Origin of the sequence: Duganella sp. HH101 (genome assembly GCF_001758795.1) — a bacterium.
GTDB lineage: Bacteria > Pseudomonadota > Gammaproteobacteria > Burkholderiales > Burkholderiaceae_D > Rugamonas > Rugamonas rivuli.
In genome coordinates this window covers 15463-33710 of record NZ_LRON01000001.1, presented here as the reverse complement: position 1 = coordinate 33710, position 18248 = coordinate 15463, and the positions used below count along the sequence as shown (strand labels likewise).

Genomic DNA, 18248 nt, shown 5'->3' with positions numbered 1-18248 from the left:
CGAGTCATCGCCGCTTTACTTTGATATCTCGTTCTGCAGTTCCATTCCTTGAATAAACGCTTTAACGGTGTTGGTACCATCCAACCTGGCGCCGTCCTTCAATCGGAGCACCTTCGCGTTCCCACAAAAATTATTCAATTCCCCATACAAGCAAAAATTCAACTCCCGCAATCGTTCTGCAGGTGCCGACTGCACATCATCCATGAGGGAGACATGACCCTTAGAATTTTTCGCACGAATAGACTGTACTTTCACCTCCGGTGCCGGATTCTCAAATCCAGTCAGAGCCGACTTAGGAAGGCAAATGAAGTTAAGCTGCAAAGCTTCGAGCGTAGAACCTTTGAGCAGCGGCAGCTTGCAGCTCTCCCCCGTACATTGCGTCGGCGTATCAGGCAGCTTCACAACGCAGGCCGGGCTATCCGGATCAAAATTGGGTATGGTCAGCTCCTGTGATGCGGACATCCCAACTTGGGGACACCCTATCGCCCCGGCACACACGACGATCAATGACAGCAGATAATTTCGTTTCATAGCAAACTGCCGTTCACGCAGGAGCACAGACCATAGATTTTGCGATGTTGGCTCAACGCCGTCGGGCGGCCACGCCTTCATCTCCAACTCAGTAGCGCACCTACATTACAAGTGGAGCTGCACGATCGGCTCGAACAGGCGCGCCAGACTGCCGTCCAGAGCACCAAGGTTAAAAGCCGGTAGCAAGTAAAGCAGGGTTGCGGATGCGACCTTCGTCAATCAGTTGGCAGCATACAGCCAAAGCATTTTGACTGGCATCCGCCGGCGTTGCGAATGCAGTTACTACAGTGCTTAAGTCAACTCTGTTGCCATGCCGAAAAAGCTCCCAACGGCCCTGGCATTTACCTTGCTCATTTTCAAAGCTAAACGAGCGAACTTCAAAGGACTTATAGCATATGTGATAATTAAACATGAGATACATTGTTATTTTTGCAAAGCGCATTCTACCCCTTTGTATTGCCGTGTATCAAGTCTGGAGTTAAATTCATTCACGTAAGCAATGCGCGGCAACCGATGCCTATGCTGCGGAAGCAGGAAACTATCATCAGAAGCTGTCGGCCCACGCTCTTGTGCGTCGAAAAACAAGATCCCTTGCACGCGCCTCTGCTTCGGATTCAAAGTGGGACGCTGCATTTCACTTCGTCAAAAGCCTGGTCGTCACGCCGGCCCAAAATATATTTCCCGAAAACACTAAACTTTGCTCAAATGGCTTGGATACCTTGCTTAAGAAGCTACGCAACAGCGTGGCAAGCAAGTTAAATCCGCGCGGCCATTGCCGCGCCCTAGCGAAGAAAAGTAAAAATGGTAGCTATCATTGGCGGTAACGGTCTCGGCACACAGAACACCTCCAAAGCGGTGCTCGGTCAACAAGGTACTTTCGGTAACGCGGCCACCGGCAGCAACAAGGAAAGCGCCTACCTCAACGTCATGACCGGCAATCTGTCGCTGCAGGACAGCGACGACTTCCTGGCCTCGCACGGCATCAACGTCGAACTCACGCGGATGTATAACTCGCAAGGCGCGATCACCAACGATTTCGGCGCCAACGGCGCCAGCTGGAAGTACGGCATGAACCGCAAGGTGGTCGTTGTCAACCCGGCAGTCGCACTGAATACCAACCTCAGCCAAGTCGCCCTCACCGAAGCCGATGGCAGCGTCACTATTTTCCCTTATGCCCAGGGCTCCAACCCACCCTGCTACCTGACACGTGACGGCGGCGGGGCCTATAAACGCTTGACCTGGGTGCCTGCCACCGGCGAGTGGATCTGCCGCCAGGACAACGCCGTCAACGTCAATTTCTACGACGTCTACGACAGTACCCATGGCGGCCGCCTCGTGCGCACCTTCGAACGCAACGCGGCCGGCGCCGAGATCGTGCGCCAGCGCTACATCTACGACGATACCGCCGGCGTCAACCAGGGCCGCCTGATCCAAGTCACCGACGCCAGCGGTGCCTCGGGCACGGCCAATGGCGTGGCCGACGCTACCGGATTGAAAGATGCCAACGGCGTCTATACCGGCAACGATCAAACCCATTTCGACTACGATCCCGTGACCGGCGACCTGCGGCAAATCCGCAGCGTGCTGGCCAATGGCTCGACCTTTATTCGAACCCGCTACGGCTATGACAATCAGCATCGCTTGAAAACCGTGACGGTGGACTTGACGCCGGACGACGGCAGCGTCGCCGACAACAACGTCTACACCACAAGCTATGAGTACGACCCGGTCAGCAAAGGCGTCTCGCGGGTCAGTCAGTCCGACGGCAGCGAATTGCGCTTTACCTATGTGCTGGTAGGCGGCAACTACCGCGTGGACAGTTTTACGGATGCACTGCAGCGCAAAACCTCCATCGACTACAGCGTCGCGAACAAGCCCATGGTCACCGACCCGCTTGGCGTCAAGACCACCTATACCTTCGATGCCAACGGCAATCTTAGCCAGATCGACACGCTGCCACCCGACTCTCCCATCCAGACGACCAAATTCTTCTACGAGGCTGTCACCAACAATCTCACCCAGATCACCCATCCGGATGGCGCGAACAGCTGGTTCGTCGCCAACCAGCAGGGCAACCTGAAGGTCATTCTGGACCAGGCCGGCAATCAGGTCACCGATTGGTATGACAACAACATCGCCAACGGCACCTACAACAAGCTGCTGAACCATGTCGAGTACACAGGCAAGGATACCGACGGCCCCGGCACCGCCGTGGCGCCGTCCGGCCCGGCCATCACGCGCTATGTCTACGACGCAGCGTCCAAGGTGCACTACAAGTTGTCGCCACAGGGCGGCGTCACCGAATACCTGTACTACGCCAACGGCGACCTGATGTCTGAATTGCGCTACAACGGCGGTCTGCTCACGTTGGGCGGGGAGACCGCCGTTGTCGGCGACGCTGCCGTGACGGCGGCGCTAGCCGCAGTCGGCTTCGACAAAAGCAACATCAGCCGCACCGACTATGTCTACGACGCCCGCGGTCTGCTGGCCAAATCGACCCGTTATGCAAAGGTCGATGCCAACCGCCTGGGCGTAGCGGACGGTGCTGAAAGTGTCAGTTACTTCACGTACGACCAAGCCGGCCAGCTGCTCCTGACCAGGGACGGCGGCGGCAACCAGACCACCTACACCTACGACGGACTAGGCCGCGTGCTGACCCGCACCGACGCCAATAAAACGCTCTTCCAATCCATTTACGACGCCAAGTCCAACCTGACCGTCACCACCACAGTCAACGGCGATACGGCGCCGAGCAGCACGACAAGTTACGTGCGCAACGGCGCCGGCCAACTGCTCTCCGTACAACTGCAATACGGTACGCGGAGCGGAATCACCACCTATACCTACGACGACGCCGGTCAACTACGCCGCAGCACCGATCCTTCGGGCAAGAACACTTACTGGCTGTATGACGCGCTGGGCCGCAAGCGCGCTCAGATCGAGCACAACGGCGTAATGACCGAGTACGCCTATAACAAGCTGAACCAGCTTACCAAGACCACCCGCTACGCCACCGCAGTGGATCCTGCCACGCTGACGGACGCCCAGGGCAAGCCCGCAGACGTCACCGTGGAGAGCCTGCGCCCGGCCGCCAACGCGGCCGACCGCAGCAACTGGACCGACTACGATGCAATCGGCACAGTTATCGCGACCGTGGATAACGACGGCTACCTAACACGCTATGTGTATACGGCCATGAACCGCGTGACGCAAACCATCGTCCGCGCCAAACCAATCGATACCACCAAGCTGAACGGCCTGGATATCGCCGCAGCCTACCCAGGCGAAGCCACCGCCGAGGACCGCGTGACTCGTGTGCTGCATCTCGGCGACCAGATAGTGGGCAAACTCGATGAATTAGGCTACCTGACCGAATACAAATACGATGCCGGCGGCCGCCTGATCGATACCATCAGCTACGACACCGTCAGCCCAGCCGCCGCGCTGGCGGCCGGCGACCTGAATGCGCTGCGCCCAGCACCCAACGCCGCCGCCGACCGCCACGAGCGCAAGCTCTACAACGGTCGCGACCAGCTGATCGCCACCATCGACGCCGACAACTATGTGACCGAATTCCGCTACGACGGCGCCGGCAATCTCAGCTATCGCCGCGCCTACAGCACCGCCACCGCCGTGCCGACCGCCAAAGACCTGGCCGCTCTGGGCCTGAAGACCAGTCCGCAGGACCAGATCACCAGCTACACCTACACCGCGCTGAACAAACTCGCCACGGAAACCTCCGCGACCGGCGCCTACACCAAGTACGGCTACGATGCCGACGGCAACGTTACCTCGATCGAGCGCGGCACCGCGAGCGTGGCCGAAATGACCAGCGCCTCACGCTACGACGGCGCCGGCCACCTGATCGGCCAGCTCAACGACGAAGGCGTCGCCCGCCTGGCGGCGCTGGGCGCCACGCCGGCCCCGGCGGCCGTCGCCGCGCTGTGGGCCGGCTACGCCCAGACCTACGTCTACAACAACGCCGGTCAACGCATCAGCGCAACCGACGTGTATGGCAACCGCACGCTGTACTTCTACGACGCCATGGGCCGCCTGACGCACACTGTCAATCCATTGGGCGAAGTCCAGGAACAGCGCTACGACAACTTCGGCCAGGTGATCAAAACCATCCAGTACGGCAAGCGCCTGTCGACCGCGCTGACCGCCAGTCTGGCCGGCGGCAAACCCGACGCGCTATTCACCAACGCCATGCTGGCTCTGGCCGACATCAGCCTGGACCGCTTGGCGCTGTTCTACTACGACGATAACGGCCGCCTCAGCTACAGCATCGACAGCGCCGGCGGCGTCAAGGGAATCAGCTATAACGCCTTCGGCCAGCTGCAGGCCAGCGTGACCTATGCCGGCGCGCTCGGCGCCGCCACGCTGACTGCGCTGACCGGCGGCACGCTCGGCAACCAGCTGTCGGCCCAAGGGGACGCCGGCGACAACGCCGCCCAAGCACTGGCCGCCCTCATCGCCACGACCGCCAACAGCCGACGCAACGTCTTCTACTACGACGCCGCCGGCCACCTGACCTACAGCGTTGACGCGCTGGGCCAGGTCAGCGGCCACGTCTACAACACCAACGGCAAGCTCAGTGCAGCCACCACCGTCCAGTACGCGGCGCGCCTGACGCCAGCCACGCTGACCGGCTCGGCGGCCGAGATCAATGCCTATGCCAAAGCCAACGCCACCAACACCGGCAACACCGCTCAGCAATACAGCTACAACCGGCGCGGCCTAGTGGTGGACGTGGCCGACGCGCTAACCGGTGGCAACCATACGCTCAGTGCTTATGATGCGTACGGCAATATCATCAAAAATAGCCAGCTCGGCAGCGCCAACAGCATTACTCCCGCCCCCTACCTCGACCTCACCGTCCAGACCGCATACGATGCGAACGGCCGCGTGCGCGCCACCGTCGACGGCGTCGGCGGCGTGATCGCCTACCAGTACGACAGCGCCGGCCATGTGACCGACAAGATCGCCTACGCCAACGTCCTGAGCGACTTCCGTAGCTCGACGGATATCGGCGCCTCCATCGACGCGGCCCTCGCGGCAGGCAAGCTGAGCGATCCAGTGCGCGACCGCCACCAGCGCTTTATCTACGCCAATGGCAAGCTGGTGCTTTCGCTGAGCGCGCAAAAAATCAGCTCCGCCAAGAACGCCCAGGGCGCCACCGTCTACACCAGCACTTGGGCCATCAGCAAACTGCGCTACGATAACAATGGCCGCCAGGCTGGCAGCGTGAACTATGCAAGGCTGATGGACGTGGTCGGCAGCGCGCCAACCGACGCCTCTGCACTGGCTTGGGCCGATGCCGCCGCCGCGCTCAATGCCGCCACCCCGGACAACGACGCTGTCATCCACGACGCCAGTACGCGTCTGGTCTACGACGCCGCCGGCCGCCTTGTGGCCACGGCCACCGCCCAGCGTCATGAAGGCGGCACCGTCAAGTGGAGCGTAGTCAAGCAGGAATACGACACCGCCGGCAACGTGCTGGTGCGTACGGCCTACGCCAACACCATCAGCGCAGTCTCCCCCGGCGATGACGCCATCCTGGCAGTGGCCGCATCGGCCACCGATGCGATCACCCGCTACAACTACGACGCCCTGAACCGGGTGACCATGACTGCCGTCGCCCAAGGGCCGACCGCCGTCACCGACGTCCCGCCATCCACCCAGCAATGGGCGTTGACCCGCACCAGCTACGACAACGCCGGCAACGTGGCCAGCCGCATCCAGTACGCCACTCCGCTGCAAACCAATACGCCACCCAAGGATCTGGCCGGCGCGATCGTGGCCAATGCCGCGCTGGACCGTGCCAGCTACTTCACCTACGACGTACTGAACCGCCTCAACCTCAGCATCGATGCCGCCGGCGCCGTCACGCAGTTGCAGTACGACGCCCAGGGCAATGTAGCCCAGCGCACCACGTACGCCTTGTCGGCCGCGAATCCAGCCGAGACCAACGTCGCCAATTACGGCCTGACGCCGATGCCGGGCGACCGCATCACCCGCACCGTCTACAACCTGCAGCACCGTCCAGTCTACGACATCGACGCACTGGGCCATGTCACCGAATACCGCTACGACGTGCTAGGCAATAAAACGGCCAGCATCCGCTACGCCGCCGCGCTGCCGGGCACGGCCGTGCTGAGCACCGCCACCAGCCCCGCCGACGTGAAAAAGATGCTGCCCGCAGCGCCGGGCGCAAGCGACCGCACAGAATACTACGGCTACGACCAGAACCAGCGCCAGACCTACGTCATCGACGCCGGCGGCTATATCAAGGAGAACGTCTACAACGCCCTCGGTCAGCTCAGCGAAGTACGCGCCTACATGCAGCCTACCCGGCTCGCCGATCCCACCGCGCCCACCGCCGTGTCGGCTGAGACGCTGCGCCAATACCAGGCAGGATCGGTCAGCGTCACAATCCTGACCTACGACGCCAGCGGCAATCTGTCCACGTCCGGCGACAGCAGCGGCGCCACTGAGTACTACGGCTACGACGGCCTCGGCCGCAAGACCAGCTACACCAACAAGCTCGGCAGCAAGTGGACCTACGCGTACGACGCCGCCGGCCACCTGGTGCTGGAAACCAGCCCGCAGGTGCCAACCTATGCGTCCAACCTCAATGTGCCGATGGGCGGCTGGGGCGACGGCAACCTGCTGGCGCTGATGACGCGCATGGAATACGATGCACTGGGCAACCTGACCAAACGCACCGAAGGCGTTGGCAGTGGCACCGAGCGCATCACCGAATACCGCTACGACAGTCTCGGGCGCCAGGTGCAAACCATCCGTCCGGCGATCGACATCTACAACGATGCCGCCGATCCGAAACAGAGCGCCGGCGCCGCCGACGCCTATCTCACATCGAGCGGCGCGCGCGTCGTCACGGTCGGCTACAACGCCTTCGGCGACGCCGTCTCCAACCAGGATGTCGGTGGCAAGTTCAGCTACAAGGTCTACGACAAGCGCGGCCAGGTCAGCTTCGACATCGATGCGCTCGGCTTCGTGACCGGCTACGGCCGCGACATTTTCGGCAACGCCATCTGGCTGACCCGCTACAACCTCAAGCCGCTGCCGCTGGCCGGCGGCAAGACGCCGGCCCAGGTCGACGACGTGGCGTTCGGCGCCACGATCGTGCACGACTACGTCAACGACCGCGTCATCGGCAGCAGCTACGACGCGCTGAACAGGGTCATCAAGGTAGTCGAGCCGGTCGCCGCAATATACGACTCCCACGCCACCGGCAACTCGCCCCAGCTGTACGCGGCCAAGACCACGGAAACGGTGTATACCGATTTCGGCGACGTCGCCGAACAGTTCAGCTACGGTGCCGACTACCAGGGGCAGCGCGTCACCGACGCCGCCGACACCCGCTACGCCTATGATGCGTTGGGCCGCAAGACCCAGCAACTGCAACTGCTGTCAGGCGCGCGCACGGCCAGCGGTACCGGCTACCTGACCACCTACAGCTACGGCTATAACGCCGGCAACAACACCAGCACGGTCACCCAGCTGGAGTACGCCAAGGCGGTCAGCGGAATCAGCGCCGGTGCGATCCCCGCGCAGGGAGACCCCAGCGAGTACAACCGCAAGACCGTCTCGGCCTACGACCGCAATAGCCGCCTGGTCAGCGAAACCCGCGTCCAGGCATCCTTCATCCGCAACGGCGCCACCGTCATCGACGACATCGTCACCAGCTACGGCTACGATGCGCTCGGTCGCCAGACCAGCGTCACCGACGGGCTGGGCGGCACCACCTACACCTACTTCGACGCGCTGGGCCGCACTATCGGCGTCGCCAAGGTCCAGACCGGCAACAACGCCGAGATCACCAAGGCTGGTTCGCCGCTGACCGAATTCAAGCTCGACGTCTTCGGCAATGCCGTGCTGCGCATCGACTATGCCAAGGGTGCGGCCGGAACCCCGGCCGCCAACCTGGCGAAGCCGGTCGATCCCCTCGATGGCGACAACCGCGTCACCGCCAGTGTGTTCGACACCGACGGCCGCACCGTCAAGGTGCTCGACGCCGAACAGTTCGCCAAGGGCGAGGCCGGCTCGGTGATCCGCACCGCCTACGATGTCTACGGCCGCGCCGCCAAGCAATGGCGCACCGTCACCAGCAACGGTGCGCTGCAAACCTCGTATCAGATCACTCGCTACGATGCCCTGGGACGCACGATCGAGATCGAAACGCCGGGCAACGACAATCCTATCGACGGCAACATTATCGAACGCAATCATAAGACCAATGTCTACAATGCCTTCGGTGAGGTGACGGCGACCTACTACGTCGCCTCCAACAGCGCGCTCAGCTCGTCCGCCACGGGCCAGATGACCAGTTATACCCGCTACGACCACGCCGGTCGGGCCTGGCTGAGCAACGCCGGCGACGGCATAGACCGCGTCACGCTGTTCGACGCCATGGGCAACGCCACCGCGCAGATCGTCAGCACCAGCAAGAACCAGCATGTGCTCCAAAACTTGCGCAACAGTGACGAGCTCAACGGCATGCACGACTTGCTGCGCACCGACATGCGCTACGACATGCTGGGCCACATGACCGACCGCAGCGCGCCGTACGGCCTGGACGCCGCAGCCACGTCCAGCACCGCCGTTCTGCAAAAAAACGGCGACGTGTGGGTGCCGGCCACGCTGGCGTCCGACCAGGTGCTGGCAGGCCAGCGTATCGTCCTCGGCACGGTCGAGGACGCGAAAAAGACCTTCACCATCAAGGTCCGCAGCCCGGGCGGCGACTGGACCGAGGTGGCCAACGCGGTGCAGCTGATCAACGGCCTACCGACCTTCGACCCGGCCCTGGTTGGCGCCCCGTTCGAATACCAGGTGTACAGCCAGACCGTCGCCGCCGCCGGTCCGATCCAGACAGCGGCCGGTAAGATCACCATCGCCGGCACGCCGAACGTCGACCTGAACCGCAAGATCATCGGCATGTACCTGATGATCATGAACCGCCCACCAAGCGCCAATACGCTCAACCAGCTGATCGGCCAGTACAACAGCGGCGGCGACCTGGCCAGCCTGGCGGTCAGCCTGCTCGCCTCGCCCGACGTCCAGTCCTTGCTGGCCAGAGGCAGCATCGCTTTCCTGGCCCAGCTGCATGACGGCATTCTCGCCCTGACACCCGACGGCGACGAACTGGAGCGCTGGCGCCAGCAGTTCGACCTGGCCGGCGGCGACAATCGCGGCAAGGCGCTGGTCGACATCCTGAACGCCAACAGCGGCGTGCTGCTGCGCCGCATCGAAGCCCTGCACAACTACATGAGCGTCAATGGCGGCAGCAACAGCACCACCATCGCCAACCTGTTCGCGCACGCCGATATCTATACCGACGGCGCCATCGGCGAAGGCACCGACGCCGCGACCACCGAACGCTACCAGGCCCAGCTCACCAAGCTGTACGTGACCATCATGGGCCGGGTTCCCGACGCGGGCGGCCTGGCTTACTGGGTCAACGCGCGCAAGGCCGGCTTCAGCCTGGCGTCCATCGCGGACAGCTTCTTCAGCGACGTCGAAGGCCAGCAACTCTATCCTACGCCGCTGGTGCCGCCGACCGGCGATGCGCTGGTGGCCTCCTACAAGCAATTCGTCAGCACGATGTTCAGAAATCTGCTGCACCGCGAGCCGGCGGTCCATGAAATGGATTTCTACACATTGTCGCTGGGTCTAAACCAAATCAGCCGCGGCGGACTCGCCAGCGCACTGGCGGAGAATGCGCTGAAATTTGCGTTGTCCGCGGCCGACCTGCAGGCCATCCGCGACAAGGTAGCGCTCAGCCTGGCCTATGTCGCGCTGCCGCCGCCGGACGCCGACCTGATGACGCAACTGGGCATCTCGCGCAACATCATCAGCACCATCAACGCCGCCACAAATCCGGCCAATGCCGTCGCCGAGGCGCTGCTGCGTCTGCAAGCCCAGGCCCAGGCCATCAAGAGCAGCCAGGCCAGCGCCAAGCTGGCGGCCGCGTCGACGCCGCTGGAAGACATGCGGCTCGACATTTCCCGTCTGTACGTGACGCTGCTGGGCCGCGCGCCCGACCACGGCGGCTACCTCTACTACCTGGCCAAACTGACCGCCACACCGCCGCTATCGCTGGCCGAACTCGCCACAATGATGCTCACCAGCGCGGAAGCGACCGGCAACGCCGCGCTGTATCCGAAAGGCTTGTCGGACAGCGACTTCGTGCGCCGTCTGTACAGCGTGGGCTTCAGCGGCACGCCAGACAAGATCGCCTTGTCGAACTGGGTCAATCAACTGGCCAACGGCGCCACGCGCGGCCAGGTGACCGTCGACCTGATCCGGGCCCTGGTGTCCGGCATCTACAGCGCCGGCGCCAACACGCAAGCCCTGTTCAACAACCGGGTGGCGGTCGGCGTCAACGTCGCGCTCAATCTTGCCAGCGAAAACGTGGCCGACGCCACCGCCATCCTCGGCCTGGTGACAGCAACGGACATCAGCGCCGCCGTCACCTACGGACTCAACGTCACCAAGGTCGGCGCCACCACTGCTTCGGCCGTGATCGCCCAAAGCCTGGCCGACGCGTCCGCGCTGAACGCCTCGGCGATCGCCGCGCTGCAGGGCAGCACCGCTGCCGCCACCGCAGCGGCCAGCGCCGCCACGGCCTCGGCCGCCAACCCGCTGGCGTCCGGCACGCTGCGCGCCGCCCGCATCTACGCGGCCTATATGAACCAGGGCCGCACCGGTTCCGGGATACCGATGGATATGGCCAAGGTCGCAGCGATGGCGCGCGCCATGGCCGCTGGCGCCACCGATATCGGCTCCGTGATGGACCTGCTGGCCTCGTCCGACGGCAAACTGCTCTACCCCACCGACAACTTCGATCCGGCCGCCTTTGTCACCCGCATGTACCGCCAGGTGCTGAACATCGAACCACCACCTGCCAAGCTGGCATACTGGTCCCCAAGAGTGGCGGCATCGAGGCTTGGCATTGATTCGGTGGTGTTGGTAGGCGACATGCTGTACGGCGCTATCGACAACACCGATCCGCAAGCCGAAGCGGTATGGAACGGCCGGGTCGGGTTTGAAAAAGACCTGAATAAATCGCTGGCCGGCATGGTGGCCCAAGCCCAGGCGGCGGAAACCATCGCCACCCAGGCCAAGGCCAGCTTCACCTCGGCCGACGTCGCCGGCAAGAACACCGCCGCCAACACCGCCGCGACGGCCATGCAGACCGCGTTGAACGGCGCCGCCGCCAACACGGTCGCCCTGATCGACCTCGCGCGCCTGTTCGTGGGCGTGCTGAACCGCGGCCCAGGCGCGGGCCAGAAGCCGATCGACGTCATCGCCATGAACAACTACCTGCTGGCGCGCACGCAAGGCGCCAGCCTGGCCAGCATCGCCACGCAGATGCTCAATACCGGCGATGGCCAAGCCATGTACGCCGGCGTGTCCGACAGCGTCTTCATCAACCAGATCTACCAGCAGACGCTGGGACGCCCGGCCGGCGCCGACGAGGCCGGCTGGCTGGCCACACTGGCCGGCTCCAGCCGAGGCCAAGTAGCTGCCGCCATCATCGACAGCGTCATCAACAAGACCGCGCAACTGGCGTCGGAATACACCGCCAAAGGCGTGTACGACCAGAGGGTGGCGACCGCGCTGGCGCCGGTGGTCAGCGCCGCAGGCGCAGCCGCCACGGCCGCGCAAAAGAACGTCACCGACACGCTCAACCTGAAAAACGCCGCGACCACCGTGGCCACGCAAAAAGCCACGGCGCTGGACAACGCCAAAAAGGCGGCAGCGAGCAACGACGCGGCGCTCGCTGCGGCCAAGAAGGCAGCTGAGGCGGCGCTGTACTATCAGCAAGCCTCGCCGGAGCTGGTGAGCCAGGTGACGGAAACGCTCGTCGCATTCCACTTGCGGACCAACCTGGCCTCCGTCAATGCCCAGATCGCCACTCTGGCTACCAATCCTAAGCACCTGGAGAGGCTGGCCGCGCTGGGAGTCGGCGCCACCGCCACCTCGCTGAACGATCTCAACGCCTACCTCACCAGTTTGTATCGCTCCGTCCTGCTGCGCGAGCCTGATCCCGGCGGCTTTGCCTTCTGGCTCGCCGGCTTTGCCGGCAGCACCGACCCCGGCGCCGTCGCGTATCACTTCTTTGAAGGCGCGCGCAAGGAGCTGTACCACCAGCTGTCCGACCCGGCCGTCGTGGCGATCATCAAGCGCAACAACTTCGAACAGGAGTTGAGTTCGGCCACCGCCGCCGCCCAGGGCGAGGCCAAGACGTTGATCGACAACTACAACGCCGCCGTGCTGGCCGCCGCCGGTGGCAATGAACAAGCCATCACCCAGGCGCAACTGGAGTACGACAACGCCGTCGCCGACCGCGACCGCAAGATCGCCGACTGGAACACCGCCACCGCGCTCGCGCCGCTGGCGCAAACCACGCTGGCGGCCGCCAATTCGGCGGTCACGGTGCAGGGCAAGGCCGTCGCCGCCGACAACACCAGGGCTGCCGCACTGGCCGCCAGCGCTTCCATCGTCGCCGCCGCCGCCTCGGTCGGCCTGGCGCCGACCGCGACGCTGGCCGACTTCAACACCGTGCTGGCCAACGCCACCGCGTTCAAGACCGCGCTGGCGCTGGAAGTGACGGAGTCGGCCAAGCTGGCCGACGTCGACAGCGCCGCCGTCAACACCGTGCGCATGGCCACCCGCTACGCCGCGTCCGCCCCGACCACGCAGCAAGCGATCCAGCTGACGCAGATGTACGTGACGCTGTATGGCCGCGCGCCGACGCTGATGGAATTCACCCTCGGCACGGGCTACTTCCAGAACGGCCGCAGCCTGGCCGACCAGGCCAACGCACTGATAGCCAGCGCCCCCACCCTGCCCGCCGCCACCCTGACCGGCGATGACTTCGTCATCAAACTGTTCACCAACGCCGTCGGCCGTGCGCCGGCCGACGGTGCGGTAGTGCGCCTGTGGAGCGACAGGCTCAAGGCCCCGACCAGCCTGAGCAAAGGCCAGTTGCTGAGCGACCTGCTGGCAGACTGGAACATCGTCCACGCCGGCAGCGACGCCTTGGCGTTGGACAACAAGGTGGCGCCGATGCTGGTGGCGCTCAACACGGCCGCGAAGAATGGCGTCGCCGCGCCCAACATCGCCGACTTCGTGGCCGCCAACGCCGCCGCCAGCCGCGACGCCGCCGCGCTGGCCGACGCCCGCGCCGTCAGCGCTATGACGCCGGACGCCATCTACCTGAAGGAAATCGTCCAGCTGTACGTGATCCTGCTGGGCCACGCGCCTGACACCCCGACGCTGGTCGACAAAATGGCGCTGCGCAAGGCCGGCACGCCGCTGCTGAACATTGCGCAAACCATACTGGCGCTACCGGAGGCGCAAGGCCGCTTCCCGTCCGCGCTGGCCAATGCCGACTACGTCCGCGCCCTGTTCCAGACCGGCCTGGGCCGCGCCGCCGACGCCGCCGAAGTGACCGCCTGGACCGGCAAGCTCACCAGCGATCCGGCCACCCGCGCCCAGCTGGCCGCCAGCCTGGTGACGGACCTGTACGCCTATGCCGGCAACGACAGCATCAAACTCACCACGCAGATCGCCTTCATGGGCCGCGTCAGCGAGGCGCTGGGCCACGCCGGCAGCGACGTCAAGGCCGCCGACAACGCCGTGACGACGCTACAGGCGATGCAGCAGCAAGCCGTGTTCGCCGACTATGCGCCGGTGGCCGCCATCGCCCAGACCAAGGCGCTCAACCTGACGCCGGTGCGCTTTGCCGGCACCGAGCACCTGACCGTCGACCGCTGGGGCAACGTTCTGACAGTGGCCGACGCCCGCGACGCCAACTGGAAGATCAGCTATACCTACAACTACAACAACCAGCAGCTCAGCCAGACGCTCAACACGCTGGCCGGCACCACCGCCGTCGCCAACAGCACAGGTTACGACGCGCTGGGCCGCCAGGTGCGCGCCGCCGACTTTGTCGGCAACGCCAATAGCAAGTTCAACACCCAGCGCTACGACAGCAACGGCAACGTAGTCAAGGAAATCCACGCCGACGGCGGCGTTGTAGACTCCACCTATGACCTGTTCGGCAACCGCCTGAGCGTAAAGCGCTGGGATAGCGACACCAGCGGCGTGCAGATGAACTACAAGTACGACCACTTGGGTCACTTGATCCGCACCCAAACAGAAGCGAAAGCTGAGGTCTACGCTACCTACAATGATGGCTCGGAAATGAAGCATTATGACAGGAGCCCGCAGCAGCTGACAGAGCAGTTCGAGTACGACGAGCTTGGCCGCAAGACCCGCAATATCGATGCAGCCGGCATCAGTAGTTACAGCAGCTACGACCTGGACGGCAATGTCATCTCCACCATGACACAGGGGAATCAGTACCTTGTCCGCAACGTCTACGATGCCTTCCACCATCGCATCGCCACGCGTGATGCAAAGGCAACGAACAACACCATGTCCTGGGACGTCGACAGTTTCGGCCGCGTAAAAACGTTCATCGACATGAGCGGCACTCACACCGACTATCGCTACGACGGCGCCGGCAACCGCTGGCTGACCAGCACGAACGGCAGCACTGTTACCCAGACCTACGAGAACGGCCTGCTGGTGCGCATCGTCAACAGTGAAAGCGGCTTGACCACCAACTACACCTACGACATCGTCGGCAACCGCCTCAGCGAAAAGCAAAGCTACGCCGTGGGCAGCCCGAGCACGCCGGAGCGGATGCAGGACAACACGCTCACGTACGACAAGCAAAACCGTCTGACGGGTGTGAAGGACAAGCAGTACGAGCTTACCTATGGTTACGACAACAACGGCAACCGCACCAGCATCACTACCCTCTATGGCGGCGTCGAAACCATCAAATACAATGCCTACGACGAGATGAATCGGCAAACCGTCGTCAACGCCCAGTCGTGGGATGTTGCGAGCAATACCGGCGTGCTGGGCAAACTCGGCCATCAGATCAGCTACGACAAGGCCGGTAATCGCACCAAAGATTCGTTCATTGGCGTGTACATAGAAAAAGACCTTTCCACTACACCTGACAAACTGACCACCGAGTCCTATTCCTACGACAGCGTCGGCCGTCTGCAATACAGTTACCGCGATGGCGTCATGTTCGACAGCCGCCGCTACGACGAGGTGGGGCGCATTACCCAGGCGGGCCAGAATCCGCCGGCGTCGGAAGAGGAGCGCAGCGCCACCGCCAAGGCCGGCATCGCTGCGCAGCAGCGCACCTACAGCTACGACATCGCCGGGCACATGACGCACCAAATGGAGGTGAACTTCGGCCCCGACAGCAAGAATCAGGACGTCTACTTCCTGAACGACTCACGCAATAACATTTATGGCGGTTACGACGCAGCTGGTAATATGCTCGGGTATACCATCACGACCCAGGGCTTCGATTCCCGCGACTACGGCCGCTACCAGATTGGCTACAAGTGGACCGACAGCGCGCGTGAAGAAACCGTGACACAGAGCACCGGTACGGCCGGCACGACCACAAGCTACTACGACAACGCCGGCAACCGCACCCGAGTGGAGAGCGCCGATCCCAAGCTGCGCCAGAAGCTCTGGTACGACGCCGACGGCCACGTCCAAAGCAAACTGACAGACAAGGGCGCCAGCTTCACGCTGATCGTGAACGGCCAGGTGCTGGGGGAGGAAAATGGGAACGCCGACAATATCCTCGGGTCGATGTACCAGCCGCTCAACGCGGCGGCACTGACGGCTCCGCCGAGCTCGTACAGCGTACAGAGCAACTCCGAGACGCTGCAAAGCATCGCTCAGGCGATCTGGGGCGACGCCAAGCTGTGGTACCTGATCGCCGACGCCAATGGTAAGAACGCCGATCAGGCGTTGAAGGCCGGCGAGATCCTGCGTATCCCGAGCCGGGTCAACACGGTGCACAACGACTACAGCACCTTCAAGCCGTATAACGCCTCCGACGCCATCGGCAACACGGCGCCGGCGCTGCCGCCGCCTACCCATGGAGGCGGCTGCGGCGTCGTGGGGCAAATTGTCATGGTGGTGGTGGCCGTGGTCGTCACCGCCATCACCGCCGGCACATTGGGTCCGGTGATGGCGGCGGCGCTCGGTTCGATCGCCAGCCAGGTAGTCGGTAACGCCATCGGCGCGCAGGACGGCTTTAGCTGGAAGGGCGTGGCTTTGGCCGCAGTCAGTGCCGGCATGACCGAAGGCGTCTCTTCGCTGGCCACCCCAAGCGGCATGCTGAGCTCGATCAGTGGCGAAGGCTGGCAAGCCGTGGCAGCGCGCGCCGCAGTCTCGAACGCCGCCACCCAGGGCGTCGCCAACATCACCGGTCTGCAACACGGCTTCAGCTGGGCCAGCGTGGCGGCCTCAGCGGCTGGCGCTGTGGTCAGCAGCCAGGTGTCCAGCTACCTGGGGAATAGTGAATCCTTCAGGCAGCTGACGGACGGCTTTACCAAATACGCCAACACCGCTGCCTCCAACTTTGCCGGAGGCCTGACCACGGCCGTGGCACGCGGTGGTAAAATCTCCGTCGCGCAGATTGCTACAGATGCGTTCGGCAATGCGCTGGGCAGCAGCCTGGCCGAACAGGTCAACGACGCAAGAACCGCTGCCAGGATCAATTCTGACCAGATGTTCTCTGGGCAGGAAGAAGCTCAGATCGAGAAAGACGCTTGGGCGACAAGGAGTGCTCCAGACGTAGCAACTGCTGGCAATATCATGACCGCCGATGAGGTCAAACGGCAGGTCATGCTCGACATCCTGGGCGAACAGGCGCGTGACGATTCGCTGATTACGCCCGATATGTTGCAGACTGGTGGCCCGGTGCGCGGCGCCGCGCGCTACCGCCCTGGCAGCTTTGAGATGGTTCGCAATAACAACTGGGACAACGCCTTGAATCTGGCGGCGGACCCGTTTGGTCTGCTTGGTGAAGTGCCCGGCATCGTGGACGAATTAGGCCGAATGTCGCAGACACAAGCGAAGGGCCAGGTAGACGCCATGCGAGAAGCGATGACCAAGCTCGGCGTCAAAAACGTACCAACAGACTACGAGTATTACATCAGCAACTCGGGCAGTGGCATCGATTTCAAAGGGACGGCCGAGCGGCTGGGCAATGTCTACGAGGGACATGTTCGGGATCAGCGCTTACGCGAGACCTGGGGCGACGATTACGAGTCGTTCCGCGTCGGCAAGTCCAAAATGACAGTGCTAGAGTTCGAGAAGAAGGTGCTCGACGTGCACTTGCAAGCCACCGACGTTGCATACACCACGGGCGTTGACTTGATCGCAAACGGGAAATTGACCGTGAAGGATGGCCAGTACGCCAGGACCTTGGGCAATTACATCGATGAGAGTGTCCGAAATGAACTGAGGGGATTTGCCAAAGTCGAAGACATCAACGACGGTCCAATGTCGAACATATGGGCAATCAACCGCCGCATCAAGAGCGATTCTGTCGCTGGCTACGGCATCCCCGATGGGAGGATCGGCTTCAACATCTTCCACGATACGACGCTGGCGCGGAAGGACGGCTACACATCGCAGTTGAGCAAGTGGAACGCCATCAGGCCGGGCAACTTCTTGATCATCCGACCGACGGAACTGGGCGGTCCTTACGTGGTCCCCCGTCAATCGATCCAACCCTACGTGCCGCAGCCAAAACTGCCAGGTCGGAAATTCTAATTTGGTAAAGGAAAAAC

Annotated in this window: 2 protein-coding genes; one reads left to right on the top strand and one right to left on the bottom strand. The window is 63.0% G+C overall.

What is annotated here, in order from left to right; all coding sequences use genetic code 11:
* Nucleotides 1–15: 15 nt before the first annotated feature.
* The gene (locus DUGA2_RS00090) at nucleotides 16–612 is read right to left on the bottom strand and encodes a hypothetical protein (RefSeq protein ID WP_141753143.1); all 597 of its coding nucleotides are present in this window, start codon (nucleotides 610–612) and stop codon (nucleotides 16–18) included.
* Between the two features lie 720 nt (nucleotides 613–1332).
* Between DUGA2_RS00090 and DUGA2_RS00085 the strand changes: the two genes are divergently transcribed.
* On the top strand, nucleotides 1333–18231 hold the full coding sequence (locus tag DUGA2_RS00085; RefSeq protein WP_083296146.1) for a DUF4214 domain-containing protein: 16899 nt from the start codon (nucleotides 1333–1335) through the stop codon (nucleotides 18229–18231).
* The last annotated feature ends 17 nt before the right edge of the window (nucleotides 18232–18248 follow it).

Bases quoted from the DNA above. Each gene is read 5' to 3' on its own strand.
- DUGA2_RS00090 (WP_141753143.1), bottom strand. From the start codon at position 612: ATGAAGGCGTGGCCGCCCGACGGCGTTGAGCCAACATCGCAAAATCTA.
- DUGA2_RS00085 (WP_083296146.1), top strand. From the start codon at position 1,333: ATGGTAGCTATCATTGGCGGTAACGGTCTCGGCACACAGAACACCTCC.